We start from the raw sequence: 26,029 nt of genomic DNA, 5'->3' as shown, positions 1-26,029 counted from the left end.
TTTCGGGTGTATCGGGGCGTATCTGACAGCGGCCGGGTAGCGATACCCAGCCCTGGGCTGCAGCAGACAACTGCTCAATTGTGCCAGACGAGCCCCGATCCAGTGAAATCCGGGCCGATCCAGCGGTTCGGCCGTACAGCACACTGCCTGAAACCCCGGAAACGCGGTCACCGACAAGCTACGCGATTTCCACCGCAACCGGTTAGTCTGAACCGTCCGAAAACGGTTGCTGACGACTGCGGCGCACGTGTCGCTCGCTTCCGATATGCGGGTTCCAGCTACCGGGTCTAAGGAGAGGCATGCGAGGGCGGCCGTCAAGAATGATGACCGTGACAGCAGCCGGCGTGATCGGGATGATCACCATCGCCGGCTGCGAAGCCAGGGTGTACGGAACACCGCCGCCGATCCCCAACGCGCCGCAGTACACGGTGGTCGTGCCGCAGGGCACCGCGGCGCCGCTACCTGACGCGCCCCCCGACGAGCCCGCAGCAACCTTCGACGGTCTGCAGAACCGGGCCAGCCTGGCGACCTCGACCGCATCTAAAGCAGGGGCCGACATCACGGTGCTGGTGCTGGATCGCAGCACCGGCCAACTGATCTCCAACGGGAACTCGACGCCGATCCCCATCGCATCGGTGGCCAAGCTGTTCATCGCCGACGACCTGCTGCTGCAGGAGGCCAAGGGCCAGACGACGGTCACGGCCGACGACCGCCAGGCCCTCGACATCATGTTGCGGTCCTCCGACGACGGGGCCGCCGAGAACTTCTGGAACCGCAACGGCGGCAGCGCCATCATCACTCGGGTGACGGCACGCTACGGCCTGAAGTCCACCTCCACGCCGTACGACGGGCACTGGTGGAACACCATGAGCACCGCCGACGATCTGGCGCGCTACTACGACCTGCTCATGAGCGGCGGCGGTGGGCTGCCCCAGGAGCAGGCCAACACGATTCTGGCCAACCTCGCGCAGTCCACCGCGAACGGAATCGACGGCTACCCACAACGTTTCGGCATCCCCGATGGGCTGTACGCCGAGCCGGTGGCGGTCAAGCAGGGCTGGATGTGCTGCTGGAACGGCGGCAACTGGATGCATCTGTCCACCGGCGTGATCGGTGCTGACCGGCGTTACGTCATGGTCGTCGGCTCGATGCAACCCACCGACGACGCCACCGCCCGCAAGACCATCACCGATGCGGTCAAGACGATGTTCCCGGGCGGGCGGATCTGATCTGCCTCGTAGCGCGAGCAGTCCCTCGGGTCCCGGAACACCGGCGTGTCGCGTGCCTAGCTGTCTGTTCGCGGGGAGGTGTCCAGCAGATCCGGGCGGCGTTCCCGGGTGCGCTGCAACGCCTGCTCCCGCCGCCAGGCAGCCACCTTGGCATGATCACCCGACAGCAGCACCGGGGGCACGTCCAAATCCCGCCAGCTCGGCGGCCGGGTGTAGCTGGGCCCTTCGAGCAGCCCGTCCGAATGCGAATCCTGTTGGTGTGACGCGGGATTGCCGAGCACCTCGGGCAGCAGGCGAACGACCGCCTCGATCATCACCAGCGCTGCCGACTCGCCGCCGGTAAGCACGTAATCGCCGATCGACACTTCTTCAACCCGCATCCGCCGGGCCGCGTCGTCGGCCACCCGCTGGTCGATGCCCTCGTACCGGCCGCACGCGAACACCAGGTGCTTCTCGGTGCTCCACCGCTCGGCCGTCGCCTGGTTGAACAGCCGACCCGCCGGGGTCGGGACCACCAGAAGTGTTTCGTCAGTACATATTTCGTCGAGCGCCTGCCCCCACACCGGGGCTTTCATGACCATCCCCGGGCCGCCGCCATACGGCGAATCGTCGACCGACCGGTGCACGTCGTGGGTCCACGCCCGCAGATCGTGCACAGCCAGCGTGACGATGCCGGCATCGATGGCCTTGCCGGGCAACGACTGCCGGATCGGATCCAGGTATGCCGGAAAGATGGTGACGACGTCAATGCGCACGGCGTCGCTCCGTCAGCTCAAATCGAGCAGGCCGTCGGGCGGGTCGATGACGATCGTCGCGTCCTCCCGGGAGACAGACGTGACGATGGCGCTGACGAACGGCACCAGCACCTCACGCCCGTCGGCGTCGGCCTTCACCGCGAGCAACTCCCCCGCCGCGGTGTGCAGCACCTCCGAGACCTTGCCGACGGGCGTGCCGTCTGCGCACACCATCCGCAGCCCTTCGAGCTCATGGTCGTAGAACTCGTCGGGGTCGTCGATGGCGGGCAGTTCGGCGGCGTCGACCACGAAGAGGGTGCCACGCAGTTCGTCCGCGGCGTTGCGGTCGGCCACGCCGGTCAGCCGAACGAGCAGCCGACCGCCGTGTTCGCGAACCGACTCGACCGTGAAGGGACGTTCAGCACCGCCTTTGGCCCGCCCCCGCAGGGTGACGCCAGGGCGGAAGCGGGCGTCCGGGTCATCAGTACGCACGTCGACGACGAGCTCGCCGGTGATCCCGTGCGCTTTGACGACCCGTCCGACAACCAGATCCATAGCCGACGCTACTGGTCGGTGTCCACCACGTCGACGCGGATCCCGCGCCCACCGATGCCGGCGACGAGGGTGCGCAGCGCGGTGGCGGTACGGCCACCGCGCCCGATGACCTTGCCCAGATCGTCCGGGTGGACGTGCACCTCGACGGTGCGTCCACGCCGGCTGGTGACCATGTCGACCCGCACGTCGTCAGGGTTGTCCACGATGCCGCGGACCAGGTGCTCGACGGCGTCGACCACGACAGAACTCACTTCGGCGCTCAGCTCTCGCTGGCGGCGTCAGCGGCAGCCTCGGCGGCCGGAGCCTCAGCGGCCTCCGCGGCCTCGTCCTTCTTGGACTTCTTCTTCTTCAGCGTCACGGCCTGGGCGGTGGTACCGCTCTCGGCCTCGGCGAGCGCGGCGTTGAACAGGTCCAGCTTGGAGGGCTTGGCCTCCTTGACCTTCAGCGTGCCCTCGGCGCCCGGCAGGCCCTTGAACTTCTGCCAGTCACCGGTGACCTTCAGCAGGGCCAGCACCGGCTCGGTGGGCTGGGCGCCGACACCCAGCCAGTACTGTGCGCGCTCCGAGTCGATCTCGATCAGGCTCGGCTCTTCCTTGGGGTGGTAGCGGCCGATGATCTCGATGGCGCGGCCGTCGCGGCGGGTGCGCGCGTCGGCGACGGCGATGCGGTACTGGGGGTTGCGGATCTTGCCAAGCCGGGTCAGCTTGATCTTGACAGCCACGATGAAACTCCTAAACAGTTGCCACGCTGCAATTCGGCGATCGGGGCGGGTTGCCCGGATCCGGTTTTGCCGTACGTGTGTGACCACCGCGCAGCGCATTCAACGAGTCGCGCGGGGACAGCCGACTATTGTGCCAGAGGCCGTCCGGCCTGCCCAAATCTCGCCGGAGGCGACTCGGACAACACGTCGCCGGAGGCGACTCAGACAATCTTGTCGAAGCATTTGGTCTCCACCCGCCGGCTCATCCGCCACCCGTCGGGGGTACGGACGAACTCGTCTTCGTACCACAGACCGCAGAACAACACTTGTTGCGCTTCACCGGGCAGCACCATGGGGTTGAAACAAATGGTGCGGGATGACGCCGTGTCACCGGTGATGCGTACGTCGAAGTTGCCGAGCATGTGGGCGTACGCCGGAAAGTTCGGCAGCACCTCCGCCAACCACCGCTTGACCTCCGGGAAGTGGCCGTCGATGCCTCCCATGGCCCGATAGTCGATGTAGGCGTCCGGCGTGAAGACGCGGTCGAGGTCATCGAACTGCCGGCGGTCGATCGCCGACGAATAGTCGATCAACAGTTGCTGAATCTCCAGTCGGTCCGAAATCTCAGCCAGGCTCAACATGTCTCGATTCAACACGATTAGGCTGACCGGCCATGGGGAGGTTCGTCACCGCGCTTGCGGTCCTGTTCGTGGCTCTGAGCACGGGTGCGGTCGGTATGCCCGCTGCACGAGCCGATTTGGCGGTGCAGCAGATCGGCTCGGCGCCGATCCCCGACGGACCTGCCGAAGGCTGGGTGGTTGCGGACCTGGACACCGGGCAGGTGCTGGCCGCACGTAACGAGAACACCCGCTACGCGCCGGCGAGCACCATCAAGACCCTGCTCGCCCAGGTGGTGCTCGACGAGCTGCCGTTGGACAGCACCATCGTCGCCGATGAGGCGGATTCGAAGGCCGAGTGCACGTGCGTCGGCGTCACCCCCGGTCAGACCTACACCGCACGCCAGCTGCTGGAGGCGGCGCTGCTGGACTCGGGCAATGATGCGGCGAACACCTTGGCGCACATGCTCGGCGGCCAGGGTGCCGCGGTGGCCAAGATGAACGCCAAGGCCGCCCAGCTCGGGGCCCACGACACCAATGTGGTGACGCCGTCCGGCCTGGATGCCCCGGGCATGCCGTTCTGGTCGACGCCGCACGACATGGCGGTGATCTTCCGCGCTGCGATGGCCAACCCCGTGTTCGCGCAGATCACCGCGATGCCGTCGACCGTCTTTCCGACCAAGTCCGGCGATCGGGTGCTGCAGAACCAGGACGAGTTGCTGCAGCGGTATCCCGGCGCCATCGGCGGCAAGACGGGATTCACCGACATCGCGCGGAAGACGTTCGTCGCGGCGGCCCAGCGCGACGGCCGTCGTCTGGTGATCTCGATGATGCACGGGCTGGTCAAAGAGGGCGGTCCGACGTACTGGGACCAGGCCGCGGCCCTGCTGAATTGGGGCTTCCTGCAGGACCACTCCGCGAGCATCGGCACGCTGTAGCGACTGTTCGCGTCGATACCCGACAGAGACCTGAACGCGCGCTGAACGAGTCCTGCAAACCGTAGCGTCGGCGCTCGTGCGCACACTGTTCGCGGCGGCCGTGCTCGCCCTCGGCACGGCGCTGACGGTGCCCGTCGCCGCTGCCGATCCGTCCGTGGAACCGGCTGGCGCACAAGCATTCGCGAACGGCCCCGCCAAGGCATGGCTGCTCGCCGACCTCGACACGGGCCGGGTCCTGGCGGCCAAGGACCCCAACGGCTCTTACGCCCCGGCCAGCACCATCAAACCGCTCCTGGCCATGGTCGTGTTGGACAACCTGCGTCCGGACAACTTCGCGCGGGCCAACGACTCGCACACCAAGGTCGAGTGCTCGTGCGTCGGGCTCAAACCCGGCCAGGCGTACACCACGCAACAGCTGCTGGAGGGCCTGCTGATGGTGTCGGGCAACGACGCCGCCAACATGCTGGCCGGCATGCTCGGCGGGCAGCGCGCCGCGGTGGCCGCAATGAACCGTAAGGCAGCGAGCCTGGGTGCCCGCAACACCACGGCGTCGTCGCCGTCCGGACTGGACGGGCCCGGCTGGGAAACGAAGACCACGCCGCACGATCTCGCGGTGATCTACCGGGCGGCATTGACCTATCCGCTGATCGCCCAGATCTTTCGGCAGACGACGGCCCAATTCCCGGGCAGGACGCTGACCAGTCAGAACGAGTTACTGACCCGTTACCCCGGCGACATCGCCGGCAAGACCGGCTACACCGACCTGGCCCGCAAGACGTATGTCGGAGCCGCGCAGCGCGGCAATCACCGGTTGATCGTCGTTCAGATGTACGGCACCGGCGACCTGTACGGCGAGGCGACCCAACTGTTGGACTGGGGTTTCAGCCAGTACGGCTGACCGCTCTCAGTAGACGCGGCCGCGCAGGATCACCAGATCGGGGTGGTCGACACCGCCGGTGCGCGGGTCCTCGGTGTAACAGACCAGGTCCGCCGGGGCCCCGTCGGCGAGGGCGGGCCGGCCCAGCCACGCCCGCGCGTCCCAGCAGCCCGCGCCGAGGGCATCCGTCGGGCTCAGCCCCACGGTTTTGAGTGCTTCGATCTCGTCGCCGATCCGACCGTGCGCGATCATGCCGCCGGCATCGGTGCCCGCGAAGATCGGGACGCCTGCCTCGTAGGCGGCGCCGACGCGGGCGCGGCAGGACGCATACAGCTGCCGCATGTGGGCCGCGTACGCCGGATACTTGGCCGCGGCGTCGGCGATCCCGGGAAAGTTCTCGATGTTGATCAGGGTCGGCACCAGTGCGGTCCCGTTGGCCAACATCAGCTCGATGATGTCGTCGGTGATGCCGGTGCCGTGCTCGATGCAGTCGATGCCTGCGTTGATGAGCCCAGGTAAGGCGTCCTCACCGAACACGTGCGCCGTAACCCTCGCGCCATTGGCGTGGGCGGCGTCGATGGCGGCCTCGAGAATCTCGTCGGACCACAGCGGGGCCAGGTCACCGACGCCGCGGTCGATCCAGTCGCCGACGAGTTTGACCCAGCCGTCGCCCCAGCGCGCCTGCTCGGCCACCGCTTCCGGCAGCTGCGATTCGTCCTCGATGTCGATCGGCAGCCCCGGCGAATACCGCTTGGGCCGGGCCAGGTGTCGACCGGCCCGGATGATCCTCGGCAGATCCTCGCGGTCATCCATGCTGCGGGTGTCCACCGGCGACCCGGCATCACGCAGCAGCAGGGCCCCGACTTCACGTTCGGTCTCCGCCTGCGTAACCGCCTCGTCGAATTCGACCGGTCCGTGCGGCCCGAGGCCGACGTGGCAGTGCGCGTCGACGAGGCCGGGCAGGATCCAGCCACCGTCGAACACAGTCTCTGCGTCGTCGATCGGATCGGCGTGCAGCACACCGCGATCGATCCACCACTGCACGGCTTCGCCGTCAGGCAGTCCCCGACCGCGGACGTGCAAGACCGCCATGGCAGTTACTTCTGGCCCGGGAACTTCAGCTTCGACAGATCGAAATCGGCGAGACCCGGCGGCAACTCGTCGAGCCCCTTGGGCATGTTGGACAGGTCAGGGAACCCGGCGGGCATACCCGGCCCGGCGAGCGGGTTGCGCACCTTCGGCGGTGTCGGGCCCTTGCCCGATTTGCGGCCCTTCCCGGCCTGCTTGTTCTTGCCCTTGGCCGCCTTGCGGGTGGCGCTCTTGCGGGCGAACGGCATGCCCATCTGGCCTGCCATCGACGACATCATCTTGCGGGCCTCGAAGAACCGGTCGACCAGCTGGTTGACCTCGGAGACCGTGACACCCGAACCGTTGGCGATGCGCAGCCGCCGGGAGGCGTTGATGATCTTCGGATCGCTGCGCTCGGCCGGGGTCATGCCGCGGATGATGGCCTGAACGCGGTCCAGTTGCTTGTCGTCGACGGCGGCCAGCGCGTCCTTCATCTGCCCGGCGCCCGGCAGCATGCCGAGCAGGTTGCCGATCGGGCCCATCTTGCGGATGGCCAGCATCTGCTCGAGGAAATCCTCCAGCGTCAGCTCACCCGAGCCGATCTTGGCCGCGGCCTCCTCGGCCTTCTGCTGATCGAAGACCTGTTCGGCCTGTTCGATCAGGGTGAGCACGTCACCCATGCCGAGGATGCGCGACGCCATCCGGTCGGGGTGGAAGACGTCGAAGTCTTCGAGCTTCTCGCCGGCCGACGCGAAGAGGATCGGCACGCCGGTGACCTCACGCACCGACAGGGCGGCACCACCGCGGGCGTCGCCGTCGAGCTTGGTCAGCACGACACCGGTGAAACCGACACCCTCGCGGAACGCGTCGGCGGTGGCGACGGCGTCCTGGCCGATCATCGCGTCGAGCACGAACAGGACTTCGTCGGGGTTGACGGCCTGGCGGATCGCGGCGGCCTGCCCCATCAGTTCCTCGTCGATACCGAGGCGACCGGCGGTGTCGACGATGACCACGTCGAAGTGCTTGGCCTTGGCCTCGGCCAGACCGGCCCCGGCGACCGCCACCGGATCACCGTGGCCCGCGTTCTCCAGCCCTTCCACCGACGTACCCGGGTGCGGCGCGAACACGGCAACCCCGGCGCGCTCGCCGACGATCTTGAGCTGATGCACGGCGCCCGGCCGCTGCAGGTCGCAGGCCACCAGGAGCGGGGTATGCCCTTGTCCCTTGAGCCATTTCGCCAGCTTGCCGGCGAGGGTGGTCTTACCGGCACCCTGCAGACCGGCCAGCATGATCACCGTGGGCGGCGTCTTGGCGAATGCCAACTGCCGGGTCTCACCGCCGAGGATGCCGATCAGTTCCTCGTTGACGATCTTGACGACCTGCTGTGCCGGATTCAGCGCACCCGACACCTCGGCACCTTTGGCCCGGTCCTTGATGCGTGCGACGAAGGCGCGCACCACCGGCAGCGAGACGTCGGCCTCCAGCAGGGCCAACCGGATTTCCCGACTGGTGGCATCGATATCGGCGTCGGTCAACCGCCCCTTGCCGCGCAGCCCCTGCAGGGCACCGGTCAACCGGTCAGACAAGCTCTCAAACACGTCGTAAGCCTAACGGTCCGAGATCAGTGGCGTAGTTGCGCGCCACGAGCGGGCTCCCATGACGTCCAGTGCCCAGCAGATGAGGCAGGACAACACGAAGGCGCCGATGTTCAAAGCCCATGACTTCACCCACCAGGAACCGTCGGAGAAAGTCTCGGTGGGCAGCAGCCGGTAGACCCACTGCACGATGCCGCCGAGTACGACGGCCGCAGTCAGCCCGACTGCCCAGATGCCGGTGCGTCTACGTGCGACACCCCACGCCACCACATAGCCCACCGCGATCAGGACCTGGACCGCGGCAAATACCCACGCCAGCAGACCGGTGTCGGAGGACCTGAAGATGATCAGGATGGCAGCCAACCAGGCCGTGTCCAACAAAGCCGTGACGAATGCGATGGCCACCGCCGCGCTGCGGCGCGTCGGCCGTGCCCAGCATGCGACGACGATCAGGTAGTACAGCGGCAGAATCGCATTGCATCCCAGTGCCCACAGATTCCGCAGCGGCTCGGGCCAGTACCCGACCCAATCCGCCCGGAGGAGGAGCGAGTTCGCGAAAAAGATCGGGAGCGTCGGCAGCACCAGCAGAACACTGATGAGGATCTGTGTTCCCGGCGAGAACCGCTCGGGCCGCACGATCGGGGGCGGTGTCCCGCCATAGCTGTGGCCGTAATTGGCGTAATACCCCCCGAATTCGGTCATGCGCCCAATCATGGCCCATCAACCGGCGTGTACCGGTGAACGGTTGCGTGCCCTGGCTCGTGAACAGAACGGGTCGACCCTCTGATCATCACTTCACAACATTCAGGAGGTAGCGGCCATGAACACAACCACTGGGATCACGCGCCTGCGCAAATCCGTCGGGTTGACCGTATTGGCGCTGATGCTGGCCGGTGCGGGATTGGGGCTCGGCGCGGGGATCGCGCAGGCCCAGCCCACACATCCGCGGCCACATCCCGTCCTTGTTCGCCATGACCTCGACCGATTTGTCGACCGGCATTTCCCGAACAGTCCGCTTGACCGGTTCCTCGACCGGCTCTTCCACGACTGACGGGCCGAGGGGCCTGCGGCTCAGGGCTTGGCGAGCTTGAGCCGCAGGTACCGGTCAACTGGCCTGCTCAGCGGGCGTGGCCGGCTTGGCCGGGGGCGGCGCGGGCAGGATCGCGTACAGGTCGCGTTCCAGCTCCTCGCGCAGAGCACCCCGGCCGGAGCCGGTGGAGTCGTCGTCCGGAACGGTGATGCCGAAAGCGTCGAGCACCGAGGATCCCAGCGTCGTCACCTTCGCCCACGCGATGTCGACACCGTCGCGCTCGAACACCGCGGTCAATCGGGACAGCAGCCCGGCCCGGTCGGCGCTGCGGATCTGCACCACCAACTCCCCCGGTGCACCGCCGTCCGACCACAGGATGCGCGGTGGCGCCGGAACGTGATTGGCCGGGACCGCCGCCAGGATCTCGCCTGCCCGGGTGGTCGGATACTGAGCGGCCTCACGCTCGCGGGCCAGCAGCGTGCCGAGCACGTCGAGTTCCCCGTCGAGGGCGAGGATGAACTGCTGGCGCAGCAGCCCGGCTTCCGGCGGCGAGCCGAACAGCGGTGACACCACGAACGTGTTGATCGCCGAGCCCTGATCGCTGTTGACCGAAGCCGAGTGCACCCGTAGGGAATTCAGCGCCAGCACCCCGGCGGCCTTCGACAGCAGACCGCGCCGGTCCGGGGCGATCATCGTGACGTTGTAGATGTGCTGCCCGTCGCCCGCGGCCAGTTCGACGTGCACGCCGCCATCGGCGGCCAGCGCAACGAACCTCGGGTCGATCGGGTCCGGTTGCGGCAGCGGCTCACCGACCATCACCAGCCGGCAGCGACGCACGAGATCGCCGATGAGTGACGCTTTCCAATCGCCCCAGACCCCGGGACCGGTGGCCAGCGAATCGGCTTCGGCCAAGGCGGCCAGTAGCTCCAACAGCACCAGATCGCCGCCGAGCGTCTCGGCAACGGCATCAATTGTCTTGGGGTCCTGAAGATCTCGTCGGGTTGCGGTGTGAGGCAGTAGCAGGTGGTGGCGCACCAGCTTCGCCAGCACGTCGATATCGGATGGCCACAGGCCCAGCCGCGTGCCGATCTGCGTGGCGAGTTCCGCGCCGATCACGCTGTGGTCCCCGCCGCGCCCCTTGCCGATGTCGTGGCACAGCGCCCCGAGCAGCAGCAGGTCGGGACGCGACACTCTGGTAGTGAAAGCTGCTGCCCGCGAGACAGTCTCGACAAGGTGCCGGTCGACGGTCCAGATGTGCACGACATCTCGGGGCGGCAGATCGCGCACGGCGCCCCACTCGGGAAAGAGCCTGCCCCACAAACCGGTCCGGTCCAGCGCCTCGATGGTGGCGACCGCGGAGGGCCCCGATGCCAGGAGCACCAGGAGATCCTTGAGAGCCTGCCGGGGCCAGGGCGTGCGCAGTTCGGGCGCCCGCTCCCCCAGCCGCCCCAGAGTCGATACGGCCATCGGCAGCCCCGTGGTGGCCGAGGCCGCTGCGACGCGCAGGATCAGGCCGGGGTCACGTTCGGGCCGGGCGTCGCGGGCCAGGATCACCTCGCCGGCGTATTCGATGACGCCCTCGTCGAGCGGTCGGCGCACCGGCCGGCGCAACGCGGCGAAGCCACGCCGGGGTAATGCGTTGGCAGCAGTGCGAATCCCCGCGTCCACGTAGTAGCTGACCGTGCGGGCGGCGTCGGAAAGCACCCGGGCCAGATCGAATCGGTCGCCGATGCGCAGCGCCGCAGCGATCTCGTCGGCGTGCTGTGCCAGCAGCAGCTCCCGGCCGCGACCGGACACCCGGTGCAGTTCCGTGCGCACATTGAGCAGCGCCAGGTGTGCATCGCCGAGCGTTCCTATCGGCGATGCCAGCGCCCGGCTGGGGTACACATCGGCCAGCTGCGCGATGGCCAGGGCGTTGAGCAGCTGGACATCGCGCAGCCCACCGCGGCCGGACTTGAGATCAGGCTCGGCGCGGTGGGCGATCTGGCCGCTGCGCTCCCACCGGGCCTGTGCGTGCGTGACGAGTTCGTCGAACCGCGATGCGACGCCGATGCGCCATTGCCTGCGCGCGCCGCTGACCAGCAGCGAGGACAGGTCCGCGTCGCCGGCGATGTGGCGGACCTCGAGCATCGCCAGGCCCACCGAGATGTCGTCATTGGCGACGCGCAATGCCTCGGGCACCGTGCGCACGCTGTGGTCGAGGCGAATGTTGGCGTCCCACAACGGGTACCACAATTTCTCCGCGACCTCGCCGACCACTTCGGTCGGCATATTGTTGTGCAGCAGCATCAGATCGAGGTCCGAGTACGGCAACATCTCGCCGCGCCCGAGCCCACCGGAGGCCACGATGGCGAACCCGCTGTCGGCGGTGATGCCGATCTCGGTTGCCTTTGTGACGAGCCAGAATTCGTGCAGATCGAGCAAGGCGTCGCGCAGTGCCGGGGCGTCGAGTTGGTGTGAACTCGACAGCAATTGCGTGGTGGCCACCGCCAGATCGGTGGCCGGCCGCAACAAATCCGGCTCCCTGCGCGAGCGCCCGTTAGCGGACTCTGGTTGCTGCTCAGACATTTTCGACTCCCTCCCCCGGCCAATTACCTACCAGCGCTCAGACGGTGCCTGGCCGGGAGAGTCGGTCGATTACGCCTTCGACCGACCGCGGCTACAGGGCGTCGGCGCCCCGCTCCCCGGTGCGCACGCGGACGACGGTGTCCACCGGGCTGACCCAGACTTTGCCGTCGCCGATCTTGCCCGTGCGGGCGGCCTGCACGATGACGTCGACGACCTTGTCCACCGCGGAGTCTTCGACGACCACCTCGACCCGCACCTTGGGCACGAAGTCGACCGAGTACTCAGCGCCCCGGTAGACCTCGGTGTGCCCCTTCTGCCGGCCGTACCCCTGGACCTCGCTGACCGTCATGCCGAGAATTCCCGTCTGCTCCAGACCGGTCTTGACGTCTTCCAGAGTGAACGGTTTGACGATCGCAGTGATCAGCTTCATATTTCCTTATTCCTCCCCGCCGCGACGACCGAGAACAGATCCGGTTCCGACAGCGACGAAGTCGTACGCGCTTTCCGCATGTTCGGCCTCGTCAATGCCGGACGCCTCCTCTTCTTTGTCCAGGCGCAGGCCCACGGTGTATTTGACAATCAACGCCAAGATAGCGGTACCCACCGCCGAATAGAGTAGAACCGCACCGGCCCCGACCGCCTGTCGCCACAGCTGGTCGAACCCGCCGCCGTAAAACAGTCCGGCAACTCCGGCGGGTGCCTGCTTGGTGGCCACCAGGCCGACCAGAAGCGTGCCGACGATGCCACCCACCAGGTGGACTCCCACGACGTCGAGTGAATCGTCGAAACCGAACTTGAATTTCAGCCCCACCGCCAGCGCGCACAGCACACCCGCGCACACGCCGATCACCAGTGCACCCACGACGTTCACCGAGGAGCACGACGGCGTGATCGCGACCAGCCCGGCCACGATGCCCGAGGCCGCACCCAGCGAGGTCGCCCGGCCGTCCCGGATACGTTCGGTGAGCAGCCACGCCAGCATGGCCGCCGCAGTCGCCACCGTGGTGGTGATGAAGGTCGCGCCCGCAGCCCCGTTGGCGGACACCGCGGACCCGGCGTTGAAGCCGTACCAGCCGAACCACAGCAGGCCGGCACCGAGCATCACGAACGGCAGGTTGTGCGGACGCATCGGGGTACCGGGCCAGCCGAGCCGCTTGCCCAGGATGATGGCGAGGACCAGGCCGGCGGTACCTGCGTTGATGTGCACCGCCGTGCCACCGGCGAAGTCAATTGCCTTGAGCTGGTTGGCGATCCAGCCGCCGTGGTGGACGATGGCGTCGGTCTTGGGGTCCTTGACGTCGAAGTCGAACACCCAGTGCGCGACCGGGAAATACACGACCGTCGCCCACAGTGCGGCAAACAGCAGCCATCCGCCGAACTTCAGCCGGTCCGCGACCGCACCGGAGATCAGCGCGACGGTGATGATCGCGAACATCAACTGGAAGCCGACGAACACAGTGGCCGGGATGGTGCCGGCGAGCGCGATGGGCGCGTCAGCCGATCCGTTCGTGCCGATCAGCCCTTTGAGGCCGAAGAACTGGGCCGGGTCGCCGATCACACCGGCGGTGTTGTTGCCGAAGGCAACCGAGTAGCCGTACAGCACCCACAGCACGGTCACCACGCCCATGGCGCTCACGCTCATCATGATCATGTTGAGCACACCTTTGGCGCGCACCATGCCGCCGTAGAAGAAGGCCAGCCCCGGCGTCATCAACAACACAAGCGCCGCACTGGCCAGCATCCACGCCGTGTCACCGGTATCCGGTGCGCCCATCAACGGGAATTGCTCCACTCGCAGTTTCCTCCTTCACCACGCCACGGCCGCAAGGATTTACGAACCGTTGACCTGGTTCAAGACAATGCTGAGTGGATGTTTCGGCGACGACGCCGTCGTGTTTCGCTCGCGTGAACGGATGCCCGGGTCGCGTTTCGCCGGTGTTACACCGTGCGCTTTTGGCGCAGAGAGCTCAGCCGAGGAGAGCGTCGACGAACGCCCCGGGCTCGAACGGGGCCAGATCGTCGGGCCCCTCACCGAGACCGACGAGCTTGACGGGGACGCCGAGTTCCTGCTGCACGCGGAACACGATGCCGCCCTTGGCCGTGCCGTCGAGCTTGGTCAGCACCACGCCGGTGATGTCGACCACTTCGGCGAACACCTTGGCCTGCGGCAGGCTGTTCTGCCCGATGGTGGCGTCCAGGACGAGCAGCACCTCGTCGACGGCGGCGCGCTTCTCCACCACCCGCTTGACCTTGCCGAGCTCGTCCATGAGACCGGTCTTGGTGTGCAGCCGGCCTGCGGTGTCGACGACCACCACGTCGGCACCGGTGGAGATGCCCTCGTCGACCGCGTCGAATGCGACCGACGCCGGATCGGCCCCCTCCGCGCCCCGCACCACATCGGCGCCCACGCGCGCCGCCCAGGTCTCGAGTTGATCGGCGGCGGCCGCTCGGAAGGTGTCAGCGGCACCCAGCACCACGCGACGGCCGTCGGCCACCAAGACGCGCGCCAGCTTGCCCACGGTGGTGGTCTTACCCGTGCCGTTGACACCGACCACGAGCAACACCGACGGCTTGTCGGCATGCGGCAGCGCACGGATCGAGCGGTCCAGATCGGGCCGCAGCTCGGAGATGAGGACGTCGCGCAGCACCGCACGCGCCTGGGCCTCGGTCCGCACACCCTTACTGGCCATCTGCGACCGCAGCGCGGCGACAACGGATTCGGTGACGACCGGTCCGAGGTCGGCGATCAGCAGTGTGTCCTCGACCTCCTCCCAGGAGTCCTCGTCGAGGTCACCGCCGCCGAGTAGCCCGAGCATGCTGCGGCCGAGCGCGTTCTGGGACTTCGACAGCCGGCCACGCAGCCGGTCCAGGCGACCCTCGGTCGGTGCGATCTCCTCCAGCGCAGGCGCGGCAGGCGCTTCCGGTTCGACAGGCGCGGGGGCTTGCGGTTCGACAGGTGCGGCGGGCGCCTCCGGTTCGGCGGGCGCAGGCGCCTCTTCAACGACCGGTTCGGCCTCGGCCGCCGGGGCCTCTTCGACGGGAGGTTCGACCGGGGGTGCGGCCTCCTCGACGGGAGGTTCGGGCAACCGCACGTCGGAGATGGGACGCTTCGGCGCGTCGCGCGGGATCGTCGCATCGTCGCCGACCGCGGGCAGCCCGCTGGTGTCGATGCGCTCCACCTTCGGAGGCGCTGCCTTGGGAGGCGCAGGCGGAGCGGTCGTCGATTGGCTGAACGTGATACCCGAGGACGCCGTGTACCCGCCTGAGCGATCGATCGGCTTCGCCGCGGTGTCCGGGCCCGACAGGCTGATCCGCCGCCGTCGGTAGCGAACCAATCCGACCACGAGCGCAGTAACCAGCAGAACAGCAATGACCGCTATCGCGATCCACAGACCTTCCGACACGGCAGCCATTCTCTCAGGGGTGTCGCCGGTCGACGATCTGCCCCGCAACACTGGCGGTAGGGCATCGGTCCGGCCGACACCGAACCGGGATCACGACCCGGCGCTGGACACCAATTCCTGGCCGCGCATGCGCTGGGAGATCACCGTGGTGATGCCGTCGCCGCGCATCGTCACGCCGTAGAGCGCGTCGGCGACCTCCATGGTCGGCTTCTGGTGCGTGATCACGATCAGCTGCGACTTCTCTCGAAGCTGCTCGAACAGGCTGATGAGCCTGCGCAGGTTGACGTCGTCGAGGGCCGCCTCGACCTCGTCCATCACGTAGAAGGGCGACGGACGGGCCCGGAAGATCGCCACCAGCATCGCCACCGCGGTCAGCGACTTCTCGCCACCGGAGAGCAGTGAGAGCCGTTTGATCTTCTTTCCGGGCGGCCGGGCCTCGACCTCGATGCCGGTGGTGAGCATGTCGTCGGGGTTGGTCAGCAGCAGCCGGCCCTCGCCGCCCGGGAACAGTGTGGAGAACACCTGCTCGAACTCGCGCTCCACATCGGTGTAGGCCTCGGTGAACACCTGCAGGATGCGGGTGTCGACGTCGGCGATGACGTCGAGCAGATCCTGACGGGCCGCCTTGACGTCTTCGAGCTGGGTCGACAGGAAGTTGTAACGCTCCTCGAGCGCGGCGAACTCTTCCAACGCCAGGGGGTTGACGCGGCCCAGTTCGTTGAGTTCGCGTTCGGCCTTCTTGGCCCGGCGTTCCTGGGTGGGCCGGTCGAACGGCATGGGCGCCGGTGCGGTGACCTGCTCGCCGCGTTCCTTCGCCTGCTCGTATTCGGCCATCTCCAGCTCGGTGGGCGGCAGCGGCACCTGCGGGCCGTACTCGGCGATCAGATCCGCTGTCGGCATCCCGAACTGGTCGAGGACCTGAGCCTCCAGTTGCTCGATGCGAAGGGAGGCTTGCGCTTTGGCCACTTCGTCGCGGTGCAATGCGTCGGTCAACTGGTTGATCTTGGCGCCGAGTTCGTTGACCTCGTCGCGCGATTTCGCCAGCGCGGCAGCGCGCATCTGACGCTCGGTGGCCAACCCGTCACGAGCCCGGCCTGCCGCCGCCACCACAGTGCTCAAGCGTTGCGCCACAAGGCGTCCCGACTCGGCGACGGCCGCGGCGACCTTGGCGGCTTGTTCACGGGCCTCGCGGGCGCGCAGTGCCCGCACCCTGGCCTCACGCTCGGCCGCGGCCGCCCGGCGCAGCGAATCTGCGCGTCCGCGAACGGCATTCGCGCGCTCCTCGGCGGTGCGGACCGCCAATCTGGCTTCCACCTCGACCGAGCGGGCAGCGTCGGCCGCAGCCACCGACTCCTGTCGGTCGACCGGTTCGGCCTCGAACATCGGGGCCTGTTCGGCCCCGTGCAGCCGGGCCTCGAGTTGGACAAGCTCTTCGACAGTTTTGGTGCGGCCGGCCTCGAGCTCATCGCGCTGTTTGATCAACCGTTTCCACTCGTCCTCGGCGACGCGGGCGTCCTGGCCGAGGCGGCCCAATTGCTCGTAGATCGACGAGATCGCGGCGTCGGACTCGTTGAGGGCGGCCAGTGCCTGCTCGGCGGCGATCTGACGTGCGGACTGCTCGGCCAGCGCCCCGGACAGGGCTGCTGCCAATTCGCCCGTCTGCTTCTCGGCGGCTTCGAGTTCACTGCGGGCCTTGTCGATCTCGGCAGCGATCTCCAATGTGCTTGGCTTACGGTCGGATCCACCGCTGACCCAGCCGGCGCCGACGAGGTCGCCGTCGGCGGTGACTGCCCGCAGCTCGGGACGCTGCGAGACCAACCGCAGACCGGCCGCCATGTCGGACACCACCGCGACCCCGGACAGCATCGCCGCGATCGCGCCGTGCAGCCGGTCGGGAACGGTGACGACGTCGGCGGCCCAGATGGCGCCGTCAGGCGGCGCCACGCTCGGTGAGGACCCGTTGACGGGCCAGTCGCCGAGCAGGATGGCGGCCCGGCCGCCGTCGGACTCCTTGAGGGCGGCGACGGCTGAGGCCGCGGCACCGAAGTCCTCGGCGGCCAGGGCGTCGGCAGCCGCTCCGAGCACCGCCGCGACCGCGACCTCGTACCCGCCGCGGACCTTGAGGAAATCGCCGATCGAGCCGAAAAGCCCTGAGCCACTGCGGTTTTTCTGCAACCACGCAGCGCCGTCGCGGCGGTCAAGACCGACCGAGAGAGCCTCGATACGGGCTCGCAGTGACGCCACCTGACGTTCTGCGCTGCGCTCGGCGGCCTGCAGTTCGGCGACGCGTTCGTCGGCCAGCCGCAGGGCGCTCACGGTGCGATCGTGGTGATCGTCAAGGCCCACTTCCCCGGCGTCGAGTTCACCGACGCGGCCCTGCACGGTCTCGAACTCGGCCTTGGTCTGCTGTACGCGGTTGGCGGCTTCCTCGATGTTGACCGAGATCCGCATCACACTTTCGTCGATCGACTCGACCCGGGTGCGCATGGTGTCGACCTGCCCGGACAGCCGGGCCAGCCCTTCCCGACGGTCGGCCTCGGCGCGGGCCGCGGCCATATGCGCGCGCTCGGCTTCGGCCGCCAGGCGTTCGCGCTCGGCCAGTTCGCCTCGCGCGGTCTCCAGCGCGATGCGCGACATCTCCAACTCGCCGAGCAGTTCCATTTCCAGCTCAGCGACCTCTTCGGCCTCGGCCTCGAGTTCCTCGGGGTCACGACCCGACGAGGTTTCCGGCTCCGACTCCAACAGCTGGGCCCGGTCGGTGGCGATCCGCACGGTCGCGCTGACCCGCTCGGCCAGCGCGGACGCGCGGAACCACGTCTGTTGAGCGGCCTCGGCGCGGCGCGTCAGTTCCGCGACCGCCGCCTCGTGCGTGTCGTGCTCGACGGTCGCGGCCTCCAACCGCGCAGCCACCAGCTCGTGCTCGCGGCGTAGCGTGCTCTCGGCCTGGTTGGTGTTCTCGAACTCGGTGCGCCGCGTGACCAGATCATCGGCCGCCAGCCGCAGCCGCGCATCACGCAGGTCGGCCTGGATGGTCGCCGCCCGGCGCGCCATCTCGGCCTGGCGGCCCAACGGCTTGAGCTGGCGGCGCAGTTCGGTGGTCAGATCGGTCAGCCGGGCCAGGTTGGCAGCCATCGAGTCGAGCTTGCGGACGGCCTTTTCCTTGCGCTTGCGGTGCTTGAGCACGCCTGCGGCTTCCTCGATGAACGCGCGGCGGTCCTCGGGACGCGATTCCAGGATTTCGGCGAGCTTGCCCTGGCCGACGATGACGTGCATTTCCCGGCCGATACCGGAGTCGCTGAGCAGTTCCTGCACGTCCATCAACCGGCAGCTGCTGCCGTTGATCTCGTATTCGCCGGCGCCGTCGCGGAACATCCGGCGGGTGATCGACACCTCGGAGTACTCGATGGGCAGCGCGTTGTCGGAGTTGTCGATGGTCAGGGTGACCTCGGCACGGCCCAGTGGCGCGCGCGAACTGGTGCCGGCGAAGATGACGTCTTCCATCTTTCCGCCGCGCAGCGTCTTGGCGCCCTGCTCGCCCATCACCCAGGTCAGCGCGTCGACGACGTTTGATTTACCGGACCCGTTGGGCCCGACGACGCAGGTGATGCCCGGTTCGAAACGCAGAGTCGTCGGCGATGCGAAGGACTTGAAGCCCTTCAGCGTCAGACTCTTGAGGTGCACGGCGACTTACCCTACCGCCGAGTCGGCTACCGCTCGTTAAAGCCCGTCATCGGTGTGCCCGCATCGGACCAATCGACGACGACGTTGTCCACTGCACCTGGGGTTTTGCCGCTCTGCAGCAGGTCAAGCAGACGCTCACAGGCGGCACGCGGACCTTGCGCCACGACGTGGACGCGGCCGTCGGGGCGGTTGGAGGCAAACCCCGTCAAGCCCAGTTCGAGTGCCCGAGCCCGGGTCCACCAGCGGAACCCCACGCCCTGGACGTGCCCGTGCACCCAGGCACTGAGCCGCACCTGATGCTGCGGGGGTTCCGTGCCGGTCACGCCGTTGTGACCTTGTCCACAACCTCGAAGGTCACCTCGGTGCCCGATTTCAGGGTCCGCCCGACGGTGCAGACCTGGTCGATCGCGCGCTCGACAACCGTCAGCAGCCTGGCCCTTTCGTCCTCCGAAAGCCCCGACAGGTCGACCTCGAGTTTCTCGGCCAGCAGCGGATAACGCTCCTGTTCGCGGTCGGGCGGTCCCGTGACGCGGATGGTGGTGGCGTAGTCATCGCCGAGACGACGCCGCAGCGGGGCGTCGCTGCTCATCCCGCTGCACGCCGCCAAGGCGATCTTCATCAGCTCACCGGGAGTGAACACGCCCTCGACGTCTTCACTGCCGACCAGCACCTCTGCACCTCGGGAGCTGCGCCCGGTGTAGCGGCGTACGCCGGTGCGCTCGACCCACAGTTCAGTCATGCGGTATTTCTACACGCCGCGACGACCGGCTATTCCCCCAGCAGCGTTTCTGCTCCGAACGTCCGCGGATCCGCCGCTCTGCGGCCATCTGATAGGCCGAACGGACGATAAACTCGACGTACCGCCGTTCTGCTGAGGAGCACGATGACATTTCCGTCCGGACCGCACGACCCGTGGGGACAGCAACAGCCGCCCCAGCCGTACGGGCCGCCGCAACAGTACGGAGGTCCTCAGCAGTACCCCGGGCCGCCACAGTTCGGTGCGCCTCAGTACGGCGGTCAGCAGTACGGCGCTCCGCAGTACGGCCAGCCTCCCTACGGTTACGGCATGCCGCCGCAGCACACCGGTGGTAGCCGGAAAGGGTTGATCATCGGTGGTGCGGTCGCGGCGGTGGTGGCTGTCGCGGCGATCATCGGCGTCGTGATCGTGTTGATGATGCCGTCCGGTGACGAGCGCGCGATCGGCCAGCTGCTCAAGAACATCGGGAATTCCGGCAGCAGCATCTCGGCCATGAAGAAGTACGTCTGCGCCGGCGACCGCAAGATTCTCGACGCCCTGGACACCAGTGGCTTGGAGAAGTACGGCATCAACGTGCCCACGCCCACCATCAAGCCGCCGTCAGGATCGGCCAAGATCAGCGACATCAAGGTCAACGGCGACCGGGCCACGGCCAAGGTCGAAGCCGGCGGCCAAACCAACACCATCTATTTCCGCAAGGAGAGCGGCGACTGGAAGCTGTGCACCACCGATTCGCCGGGGCTGGCGAATCTGCCGTCGCTGCCCTGATCTACCGTCGCGACCGCGGGCGTGGCTGGCATTTCGGGCAGTAGAACGACGACCGGTTCATGAACTTGTCCCGCTGCATCGCCGCGCCGCAGCGCCGACAGGGCTCCCCTTCGCGGCCGTAAGCGTCCAATGACCGCTCGAAGTAGCCGGATTCGCCGTTCACGTTGACGTAGAGCGAATCAAACGACGTACCGCCTTGGCCCAGCGCCTCGGTCATCACGTCGGCGGCCGCGTCGAGCAGCTCCCCGAGCCGGGCGCGCGGCAGCACCGACGCCAGCCGGGCCCCGTTGAGTTTGGTGCGCCACAGCGCCTCATCGGCATAGATGTTGCCGATACCCGACACCACGGTCTGGTCCAGCAGCTGGCGCTTGATCTCGGAATGCTTGCGCCGCAACACCGTAACGACGGCGTCCCGGTCGAAGCGGGGATCGAGCGGGTCACGGGCGATATGCGCGACGGGCTGCGGAACCTCGGAGCCGTCGACGTCGACCAGCTCGGTCAGCTGCCAGCCGCCGAACGTCCTCTGGTCAACGAAGCTCAGCGCGGTGCCGTCGTCGAGCAGGGCGGCGATCCGCAGATGACGGTCATCGGCGATGGGGCCCAACAACATCTGGCCGCTCATGCCGAGGTGCACCACCAACGCGGCCCCGTCAGAAAGCGTCAGCCACAGGTACTTTCCACGCCGGCCCGTACCGGTGACCTGCACGTCGAGCAGTCGGGCGGCCAGGTCTGCCGGGCCTGCCTCATGCCGGCGCACCGCCCGCGGATGATGCACGCGTACCGCGGTGATGGTCTTGCCCGCGACATGTTCCTGCAGTCCCCGCCGAACGACCTCTACCTCGGGGAGTTCGGGCACCGATCACCCATCCTCGAGCGCCTGCCAGGCCGCCGCGGCGGCCTTCAGTTCGGCTTCCTTCTTGGTGCGGCCTACTCCCCTGCCGTACTCGACCTCACCGACCACCACCGTCGCGGTGAACTCCTTGTCGTGATCGGGCCCGGTCGAGGAGACCAGATAGCCGGGCGCCCCCATGCCGCGCGCGGCGGTCAGCTCCTGCAGGCTGCTCTTCCAATCGAGGCCCGCCCCCAAAGTGGGTGCGGTGTCGAGGAGTTCACTGAAGAGCCGCAGGATCACCTCGCGGGCGGTTTCCAGGCCATGCTCCAAATAGATTGCGCCGAGCAATGATTCAACGCTGTCGGCGAGAATGCTGGATTTGTCGGCGCCACCGGAGTTTTCCTCACCCTTGCCCAGAAACAGGTGGGCACCGAGGCCGCCGTCGCTGAGTCCGCGGCCGACGTCGGCCAGCGCCTGGGTGTTGACGATGCTGGCCCGCAGTTTGGCCAGGTCGCCCTCGGAGCGGTCCGGGTGACGGTGGTACAGCTCCTCGGTGATGGTAAGGCCGAGCACGGCGTCACCGAGGAATTCCAGCCGCTCGTTGGTGGGCAGGCCGCCATGTTCGTACGAGTAGCTGCGATGGGTCAGCGCAATGGTCAGCAATTCACTGGGAAGCACGACCCCGAGTGCCTCCAGCAGCTGTGCATGCGCTTCACTCATCCGCGGTGTTGGTCCCCGTCATCAGGCGGCAGCAGCGTGGCCAACTTTGCCCACCGCGGATCGAGCTGCTCATGGTGGTGCCCGGGTTCGGCGGTGGCCAGCGGGATGCCGCACTGCTGGCACAATCCCGCACAGTCCGGCCCGCAGAGCGGAGAGAACGGCAGGGCCAGGCCCACGGCGTCGATGACGGGCTGTTCCAGGTCGACGGTGTCATCGATGACCCGGCCCATCTCGTCCGATTCCGTGGTCTCGTCTGTGGCACTGTCGGGGTAGGCGAACAGTTCGGTGAGGTCGATTTCGATGTCACCGGTGACCGGCGTGAGGCATCGTGCGCATTCACCGACCGTCGGGGCGGCAACCGTTCCGGTCACCAGCACCCCCTCGGAAACAGATTCCAGCCGCAGGTCCAGCTCAAGCGGTGCACCCGCCTCGATGGCGATGAGTTCCACACCGATGCGTACCGGGTTCGGCACCGTTTCGCGGTGAGTAATCATCGAGCCGGGTCGCCGGCCGAGTCGGGAGATGTTGATGACCAGCGGCGACCGTGAAGCGCGGTGCCTTCCCGCGGTTGCGTGCGTCGCCATGCAGCAATCCTACGGCGGCCTTGTCAGCCGCAAATAACGCCCACGGCGCCCGAGGCGATCAACGCGTGGCGTAGTCGTGCGTTCCGGCCGCCGTGCGTAGCTGGTGGCGGCCGCGGCCGACCGAGCGCAGCGTTCCGTTGAGGAATTCCTCGAACTCGGCCAGTTTGCTGTCGACGTAGATGTCGCACTCGCCGCGCAGCCTGTCGGCTTCGGCATGTGCGGCATCGACCAGCCGGGTCGCCTCGGCGGTTGCCGTCGCGACGATCTCCGTTTGCGACACCAGCCGCTGCTGTTCTTTGATGCCTTCTTGGACGGCCTTCTCGTACGAGAGGTTGCCACTTTCGATGAGGCGGTCGGCCTCGGCCTTGGCACGCCCGGTGCTGGCCTCGTATTCCCGCTTCGCCGCGGCGCTGAGGCGCGCGGCCTCCTCACGCGCCTCACCGACCATGCGTTCGCTGTGCTGGCGGGCCTCGGCGACCATCCGGTCGGCCTGCGACTTGGCATCGGCCAGCAGCCGGTCCGCTTCGCCTCTGGCGTGGTTGATCATGCCGTCTGCGTCGGCGTTGACCTTCGACATCACGGACTCGGAGTGCTCTTTGGCCTCGCGCAGCAGCGAGTCCCGGGCGTCCAGCACATCCTGCGCGTCGTCAAGTTCGCCGGGAATGGCGTCCTTGATGTCATCGATCAGTTCCAGGACGTCCCCGCGCGGAACCACGCAGCCCGCAGTCATCGGTACGCCACGCGCTTCTTCGACGATGGCGCCCAGCTCGTCGAGCGCTTCAAAAACTCGGTACACGGCTATACCCTCCAGGCGTCGTTGTTAGTGACCAGTGTGCCTGGTGTTACTCCTGTGACTGGGGAGGATTGCCGGTGTGTCGCTACCGACGGCCGTTGTCAGACGTTGCCCGGCGTGCGCTCGTGCGGAATTGCGGACAGCTCGGCACGCAATCTCACGTCGGACGGACCGACCGGATCCAGCAGAGGGCAGGCCGAAAGCGCTTCACCTGACCAGATCACCGCAACGTCGCGCCAAGGCGTGGACACGAACTCGACGACCGGCGTTGTGGGCACACCGCGCGTCCGATTTCAGTGCCGCCGGGGTCTTGACAACCACTGTGACGCAGGTCACGATGAGTTCGCTTTACGAAATACACTTCTCACGATGCGAAATTTCAAGCACACGTGCATCGGAAGCGGACGGTCTCCAGGAGAGCGTTTCCGCCTTCGGAGTACCTGAGCGAAACCGCACAAAGGGAGCTCCCATGAGGATCGTTCTCGGATCGAACCAGTACGGGAAGGCAGGAAGTCGGGACGTGCGCTACTACCACGACACCGACCGTCCGCACGGTCTCATCGAGACTTCCGTCGCACGTGATGGCGGCTCCGAACCCGCCTGGTTGAACACCCCCGGCCTCTGCTGAAAGACGGCACTCCCATGACCAAAACCAAGTCTGCCAACGTCGCGAAAAAACGTCCGGCCAAGCACCCGGTCGACGAAATCCTCCCGGTCCCGAAACTCGCGGTGTACGGCTTCCAGCACGTACTCGCGTTCTACGCCGGCGCGGTGATCGTCCCGATCCTGCTGGCGAACTCGATCGGGCTGACCACCACGCAGCTGATCCACCTGATCAATGCCGACCTGTTCACCTGCGGTATCGCGTCGATCATCCAGTCGGTGGGCTTCTGGAAGATCGGGGTGCGGCTCCCGCTGCTGCAAGGGGTCACCTTCACCGCGGTCTCCCCCATGATCGCCATCGGGTTGGCCGCGGGAGGCGGCACCAACGGGCTTCTGGTGATCTACGGCGCGGTCATCGTGGCAGGGCTGTTCACCTTCCTGATCGCCCCGTTCTTCTCCAAGCTGATCCGCTTCTTCCCGCCGGTCGTGACCGGTTCGGTGATCACCATCATCGGCATCGCGCTGCTGCCGGTGGCGGCGGCCGACGCGGCCGGCGGAGCCGGGCCGACGCTCAACCCGACCAGCGGCAAGAACATGGCCTACGCGATGGGCACACTGGCCCTGATCGTCATCATCCAGCGCGTGTTCAAGGGCTTCATGGCCACCGTGGCCGTGCTGACCGGCCTGGTCGTCGGCACCGTGGTGGCCTGGATCCTGGGCGACGCCCAGTTCAGCGATGTGGCCATCTCGTCCTGGTTCGGCGTGACCACGCCGTTTTACTTCGGCTGGCCCAAGTTCGCGCTGGCCGCTGTCGTCTCGATGATCGTGGTCATGCTGATCACCGCGGTCGAGACCACCGGTGACGTGTTCGCCACCGGCGAGATCGTGGAAAAGCGCATCGTGCGCGAGGACATCGCGCGCGCACTCCGCGCTGACGGCCTGTCCACCATGATCGGCGGCGTCCTGAACTCGTTCCCGTACACCTGCTTCGCCGAGAACGTCGGCCTGGTTCGGTTGACCCGGATCAAGAGCCGTTACGTGGTGGCCACGGCCGGGGTCATCATGATCATCCTCGGGTTGCTACCGAAGGCGGCGGCGATCGTGGCCGGCATCCCGCACCCGGTGCTCGGCGGCGCCGCACTGGCCATGTTCGCCACCGTCGCCGTGGTCGGCTTCCAGACCCTTTCCCGGGTGGACTTCCACGACCACCGCAACGTGGTGATCGTGGCCACCAGCGTCGGCCTGGCCATGTACGTGACCGTCCAGCCCGACGTGGCCAAGGCGGTGCCGCAGTGGGCGCAGATCATCCTGGGCAGCGGGATCACGCTGGGCAGCATCACCGCGATCGTGCTCAACGTGGTGTTCCACCACATCGGTAAAGGTCGCGGCCCAGCGGTGGCGGGCACACCCGGCGCCAACCTGGTGCGGCTGAACGACGTGAACAACATGTCTTCGGAGGACTTCGTGCGGACCTTCTCCGGCCTGTTCCAGGGCCCGGACTTGGTGGTCGAACGGGCGTACGCCCGACGCCCCTTCACCGACACCCATAACCTGCGCCGGTCGTTCCAGGAGGCGCTGTTCGCAGCCACCCCGGAGGAGCAGGCGCAGCTGATCAACTCCTACCCCGATCTCGGGGCGGTATCGGTGGCCGCCGGTGACGAAGGAGAGGACTCCCAGTCCGACCAGTCGGTGCTCGGATTGACCCGCCTCGCCGAGCAGGAACACGAGGAGCTGGCGTCGCTGACCAAGGACTACCGGGATCAGTTCGGGTTCCCGTTGATCATGGCCGTGCGCGATCACGTCAACATCGACCAGTTGCTGAGTCACGGCTGGGACCGGCTGAACAATTCGCCGACCCAGGAACATGCCGCGGCGCTGATCGAGATCGCCAAGATCGCTGCGCACCGGTTCGACCGGCTGGTGGCCGACGCGAACCCGATCCACTCCGCCCGAACCCGACACCTGGACACATAAGC

The 26,029-nt window shown here is 67.3% G+C and carries 27 protein-coding genes; 7 read left to right on the top strand and 20 right to left on the bottom strand.

Translation table 11 applies throughout. From position 1 onward, the window contains the following. Positions 1 to 299 precede the first annotated feature (299 nt). Positions 300 to 1,229, top strand: a complete 930-nt coding sequence (locus tag A5784_RS07110; RefSeq protein ID WP_064943702.1) for a serine hydrolase — start codon at positions 300 to 302, stop codon at positions 1,227 to 1,229. 56 nt (positions 1,230 to 1,285) lie between these two features. Here the strand turns inward: A5784_RS07110 and trmD are convergent, their stop codons facing one another. The 5 genes from trmD to A5784_RS07085 form a co-directional block, all read right to left on the bottom strand. Continuing rightward, complete coding sequence (gene trmD, locus A5784_RS07105) at positions 1,286 to 1,984, bottom strand: tRNA (guanosine(37)-N1)-methyltransferase TrmD (protein ID WP_064943700.1); 699 nt, start codon at positions 1,982 to 1,984, stop codon at positions 1,286 to 1,288. 12 nt (positions 1,985 to 1,996) lie between these two features. Further along, positions 1,997 to 2,518, bottom strand: coding sequence for a ribosome maturation factor RimM (rimM, locus tag A5784_RS07100; RefSeq protein ID WP_064943698.1), 522 nt, complete (start codon positions 2,516 to 2,518; stop codon positions 1,997 to 1,999). Between the two features lie 8 nt (positions 2,519 to 2,526). Then, positions 2,527 to 2,769, bottom strand: a complete 243-nt coding sequence (locus A5784_RS07095; RefSeq protein WP_003881089.1) for an RNA-binding protein — start codon at positions 2,767 to 2,769, stop codon at positions 2,527 to 2,529. 8 nt (positions 2,770 to 2,777) lie between these two features. Continuing rightward, positions 2,778 to 3,239, bottom strand: coding sequence for a 30S ribosomal protein S16 (rpsP, locus tag A5784_RS07090; RefSeq protein WP_064943696.1), 462 nt, complete (start codon positions 3,237 to 3,239; stop codon positions 2,778 to 2,780). Between the two features lie 200 nt (positions 3,240 to 3,439). Next, entirely contained in the window at positions 3,440 to 3,859 is a 420-nt protein-coding gene (locus A5784_RS07085; RefSeq protein ID WP_064943694.1) for a nuclear transport factor 2 family protein, read from the bottom strand. Between the two features lie 32 nt (positions 3,860 to 3,891). Between A5784_RS07085 and A5784_RS07080 the strand changes: the two genes are divergently transcribed. Together A5784_RS07080 and A5784_RS07075 are read left to right on the top strand one after the other, a co-directional pair. Continuing rightward, on the top strand, positions 3,892 to 4,773 hold the full coding sequence (locus A5784_RS07080; protein ID WP_064943692.1) for a D-alanyl-D-alanine carboxypeptidase family protein: 882 nt from the start codon (positions 3,892 to 3,894) through the stop codon (positions 4,771 to 4,773). 76 nt (positions 4,774 to 4,849) lie between these two features. After that, positions 4,850 to 5,671, top strand: coding sequence for a D-alanyl-D-alanine carboxypeptidase (locus A5784_RS07075; protein ID WP_064943690.1), 822 nt, complete (start codon positions 4,850 to 4,852; stop codon positions 5,669 to 5,671). 6 nt (positions 5,672 to 5,677) lie between these two features. On the opposite strand, the gene A5784_RS07070 is transcribed toward A5784_RS07075, so the two are convergent. The 3 genes from A5784_RS07070 to A5784_RS07060 are packed head-to-tail and all read right to left on the bottom strand — an operon-like array spanning position 5,678 to position 9,015. Beyond that, positions 5,678 to 6,742 (bottom strand): amidohydrolase family protein, encoded by a 1,065-nt coding sequence (locus A5784_RS07070; protein WP_064943688.1) that lies wholly within the window; start codon positions 6,740 to 6,742, stop codon positions 5,678 to 5,680. Positions 6,743 to 6,747: 5 nt separating this feature from the next. Continuing rightward, on the bottom strand, positions 6,748 to 8,316 hold the full coding sequence (gene ffh / locus A5784_RS07065) for a signal recognition particle protein (protein ID WP_064943686.1): 1,569 nt from the start codon (positions 8,314 to 8,316) through the stop codon (positions 6,748 to 6,750). A gap of 9 nt (positions 8,317 to 8,325) precedes the next feature. Continuing rightward, positions 8,326 to 9,015 carry a hypothetical protein gene (locus tag A5784_RS07060; RefSeq protein ID WP_064943684.1) on the bottom strand — a complete coding sequence of 230 codons (690 nt, stop codon included), beginning with the start codon at positions 9,013 to 9,015 and terminating at the stop codon, positions 8,326 to 8,328. Between the two features lie 118 nt (positions 9,016 to 9,133). Between A5784_RS07060 and A5784_RS07055 the strand changes: the two genes are divergently transcribed. Beyond that, on the top strand, positions 9,134 to 9,364 hold the full coding sequence (locus A5784_RS07055; RefSeq protein ID WP_064943682.1) for a hypothetical protein: 231 nt from the start codon (positions 9,134 to 9,136) through the stop codon (positions 9,362 to 9,364). 54 nt (positions 9,365 to 9,418) lie between these two features. Here A5784_RS07055 and A5784_RS07050 read toward each other — a convergent pair whose 3' ends face one another. The 7 genes from A5784_RS07050 to A5784_RS07020 form a co-directional block, all read right to left on the bottom strand. After that, positions 9,419 to 11,911, bottom strand: coding sequence for a [protein-PII] uridylyltransferase (locus A5784_RS07050; RefSeq protein ID WP_064943680.1), 2,493 nt, complete (start codon positions 11,909 to 11,911; stop codon positions 9,419 to 9,421). A gap of 91 nt (positions 11,912 to 12,002) precedes the next feature. After that, complete coding sequence (locus A5784_RS07045; RefSeq protein ID WP_018600748.1) at positions 12,003 to 12,341, bottom strand: P-II family nitrogen regulator; 339 nt, start codon at positions 12,339 to 12,341, stop codon at positions 12,003 to 12,005. A 6-nt stretch (positions 12,342 to 12,347) separates the two neighbouring features. Beyond that, on the bottom strand, positions 12,348 to 13,703 hold the full coding sequence (locus tag A5784_RS07040) for an ammonium transporter (protein ID WP_502687499.1): 1,356 nt from the start codon (positions 13,701 to 13,703) through the stop codon (positions 12,348 to 12,350). Positions 13,704 to 13,878: 175 nt separating this feature from the next. Continuing rightward, positions 13,879 to 15,315 (bottom strand): signal recognition particle-docking protein FtsY, encoded by a 1,437-nt coding sequence (ftsY, locus tag A5784_RS07035; RefSeq protein ID WP_502687498.1) that lies wholly within the window; start codon positions 15,313 to 15,315, stop codon positions 13,879 to 13,881. Between the two features lie 90 nt (positions 15,316 to 15,405). Continuing rightward, positions 15,406 to 18,996: a chromosome segregation protein SMC gene (gene smc, locus A5784_RS07030; RefSeq protein WP_064943676.1), complete on the bottom strand. Its 3,591-nt coding sequence runs from the start codon at positions 18,994 to 18,996 to the stop codon at positions 15,406 to 15,408. A gap of 26 nt (positions 18,997 to 19,022) precedes the next feature. Beyond that, positions 19,023 to 19,319: an acylphosphatase gene (locus A5784_RS07025; protein WP_064943675.1), complete on the bottom strand. Its 297-nt coding sequence runs from the start codon at positions 19,317 to 19,319 to the stop codon at positions 19,023 to 19,025. Continuing rightward, the gene (locus tag A5784_RS07020) at positions 19,316 to 19,735 is read right to left on the bottom strand and encodes an OsmC family protein (protein WP_064943673.1); all 420 of its coding nucleotides are present in this window, start codon (positions 19,733 to 19,735) and stop codon (positions 19,316 to 19,318) included. The genes A5784_RS07025 and A5784_RS07020 overlap by 4 nt, the downstream gene beginning before the upstream one ends. A 144-nt stretch (positions 19,736 to 19,879) precedes the next feature. Here A5784_RS07020 and A5784_RS07015 point away from each other — a divergent pair, with 144 nt between their 5' ends. Further along, a complete protein-coding gene (locus A5784_RS07015; protein ID WP_232005967.1) occupies positions 19,880 to 20,521 on the top strand; it encodes an Rv0361 family membrane protein in 642 nt (213 codons plus the stop codon). Position 20,522: 1 nt separating this feature from the next. Here A5784_RS07015 and mutM read toward each other — a convergent pair whose 3' ends face one another. The 5 genes from mutM to A5784_RS38190 all read right to left on the bottom strand — a co-directional run bounded on the left by mutM (position 20,523) and on the right by A5784_RS38190 (position 23,728). After that, on the bottom strand, positions 20,523 to 21,377 hold the full coding sequence (mutM, locus tag A5784_RS07010) for a bifunctional DNA-formamidopyrimidine glycosylase/DNA-(apurinic or apyrimidinic site) lyase (protein ID WP_064943671.1): 855 nt from the start codon (positions 21,375 to 21,377) through the stop codon (positions 20,523 to 20,525). A 3-nt stretch (positions 21,378 to 21,380) separates the two neighbouring features. Next, a complete protein-coding gene (rnc, locus tag A5784_RS07005) occupies positions 21,381 to 22,073 on the bottom strand; it encodes a ribonuclease III (RefSeq protein WP_064943669.1) in 693 nt (230 codons plus the stop codon). Then, positions 22,070 to 22,657 (bottom strand): YceD family protein, encoded by a 588-nt coding sequence (locus A5784_RS07000; protein WP_064943667.1) that lies wholly within the window; start codon positions 22,655 to 22,657, stop codon positions 22,070 to 22,072. Before A5784_RS07000 ends, rnc begins: the two co-directional genes overlap by 4 nt. A gap of 58 nt (positions 22,658 to 22,715) precedes the next feature. After that, complete coding sequence (gene sepIVA / locus A5784_RS06995) at positions 22,716 to 23,453, bottom strand: cell division protein SepIVA (RefSeq protein WP_064943665.1); 738 nt, start codon at positions 23,451 to 23,453, stop codon at positions 22,716 to 22,718. A 98-nt stretch (positions 23,454 to 23,551) separates the two neighbouring features. Then, the gene (locus tag A5784_RS38190) at positions 23,552 to 23,728 is read right to left on the bottom strand and encodes a hypothetical protein (RefSeq protein WP_156750426.1); all 177 of its coding nucleotides are present in this window, start codon (positions 23,726 to 23,728) and stop codon (positions 23,552 to 23,554) included. Positions 23,729 to 23,919: 191 nt separating this feature from the next. Here A5784_RS38190 and A5784_RS38185 point away from each other — a divergent pair, with 191 nt between their 5' ends. After that, positions 23,920 to 24,078, top strand: a complete 159-nt coding sequence (locus A5784_RS38185) for a hypothetical protein (RefSeq protein ID WP_156750425.1) — start codon at positions 23,920 to 23,922, stop codon at positions 24,076 to 24,078. A 14-nt stretch (positions 24,079 to 24,092) separates the two neighbouring features. After that, entirely contained in the window at positions 24,093 to 26,027 is a 1,935-nt protein-coding gene (uraD, locus tag A5784_RS06990; RefSeq protein ID WP_064943663.1) for a 2-oxo-4-hydroxy-4-carboxy-5-ureidoimidazoline decarboxylase, read from the top strand. Positions 26,028 to 26,029: the final 2 nt, after the last annotated feature.

The organism is Mycobacterium sp. 852013-50091_SCH5140682 (genome assembly GCF_001665685.1).
Lineage (GTDB): Bacteria > Actinomycetota > Actinomycetes > Mycobacteriales > Mycobacteriaceae > Mycobacterium.
This window is presented reverse-complemented; position numbering and strand designations above follow the sequence as displayed.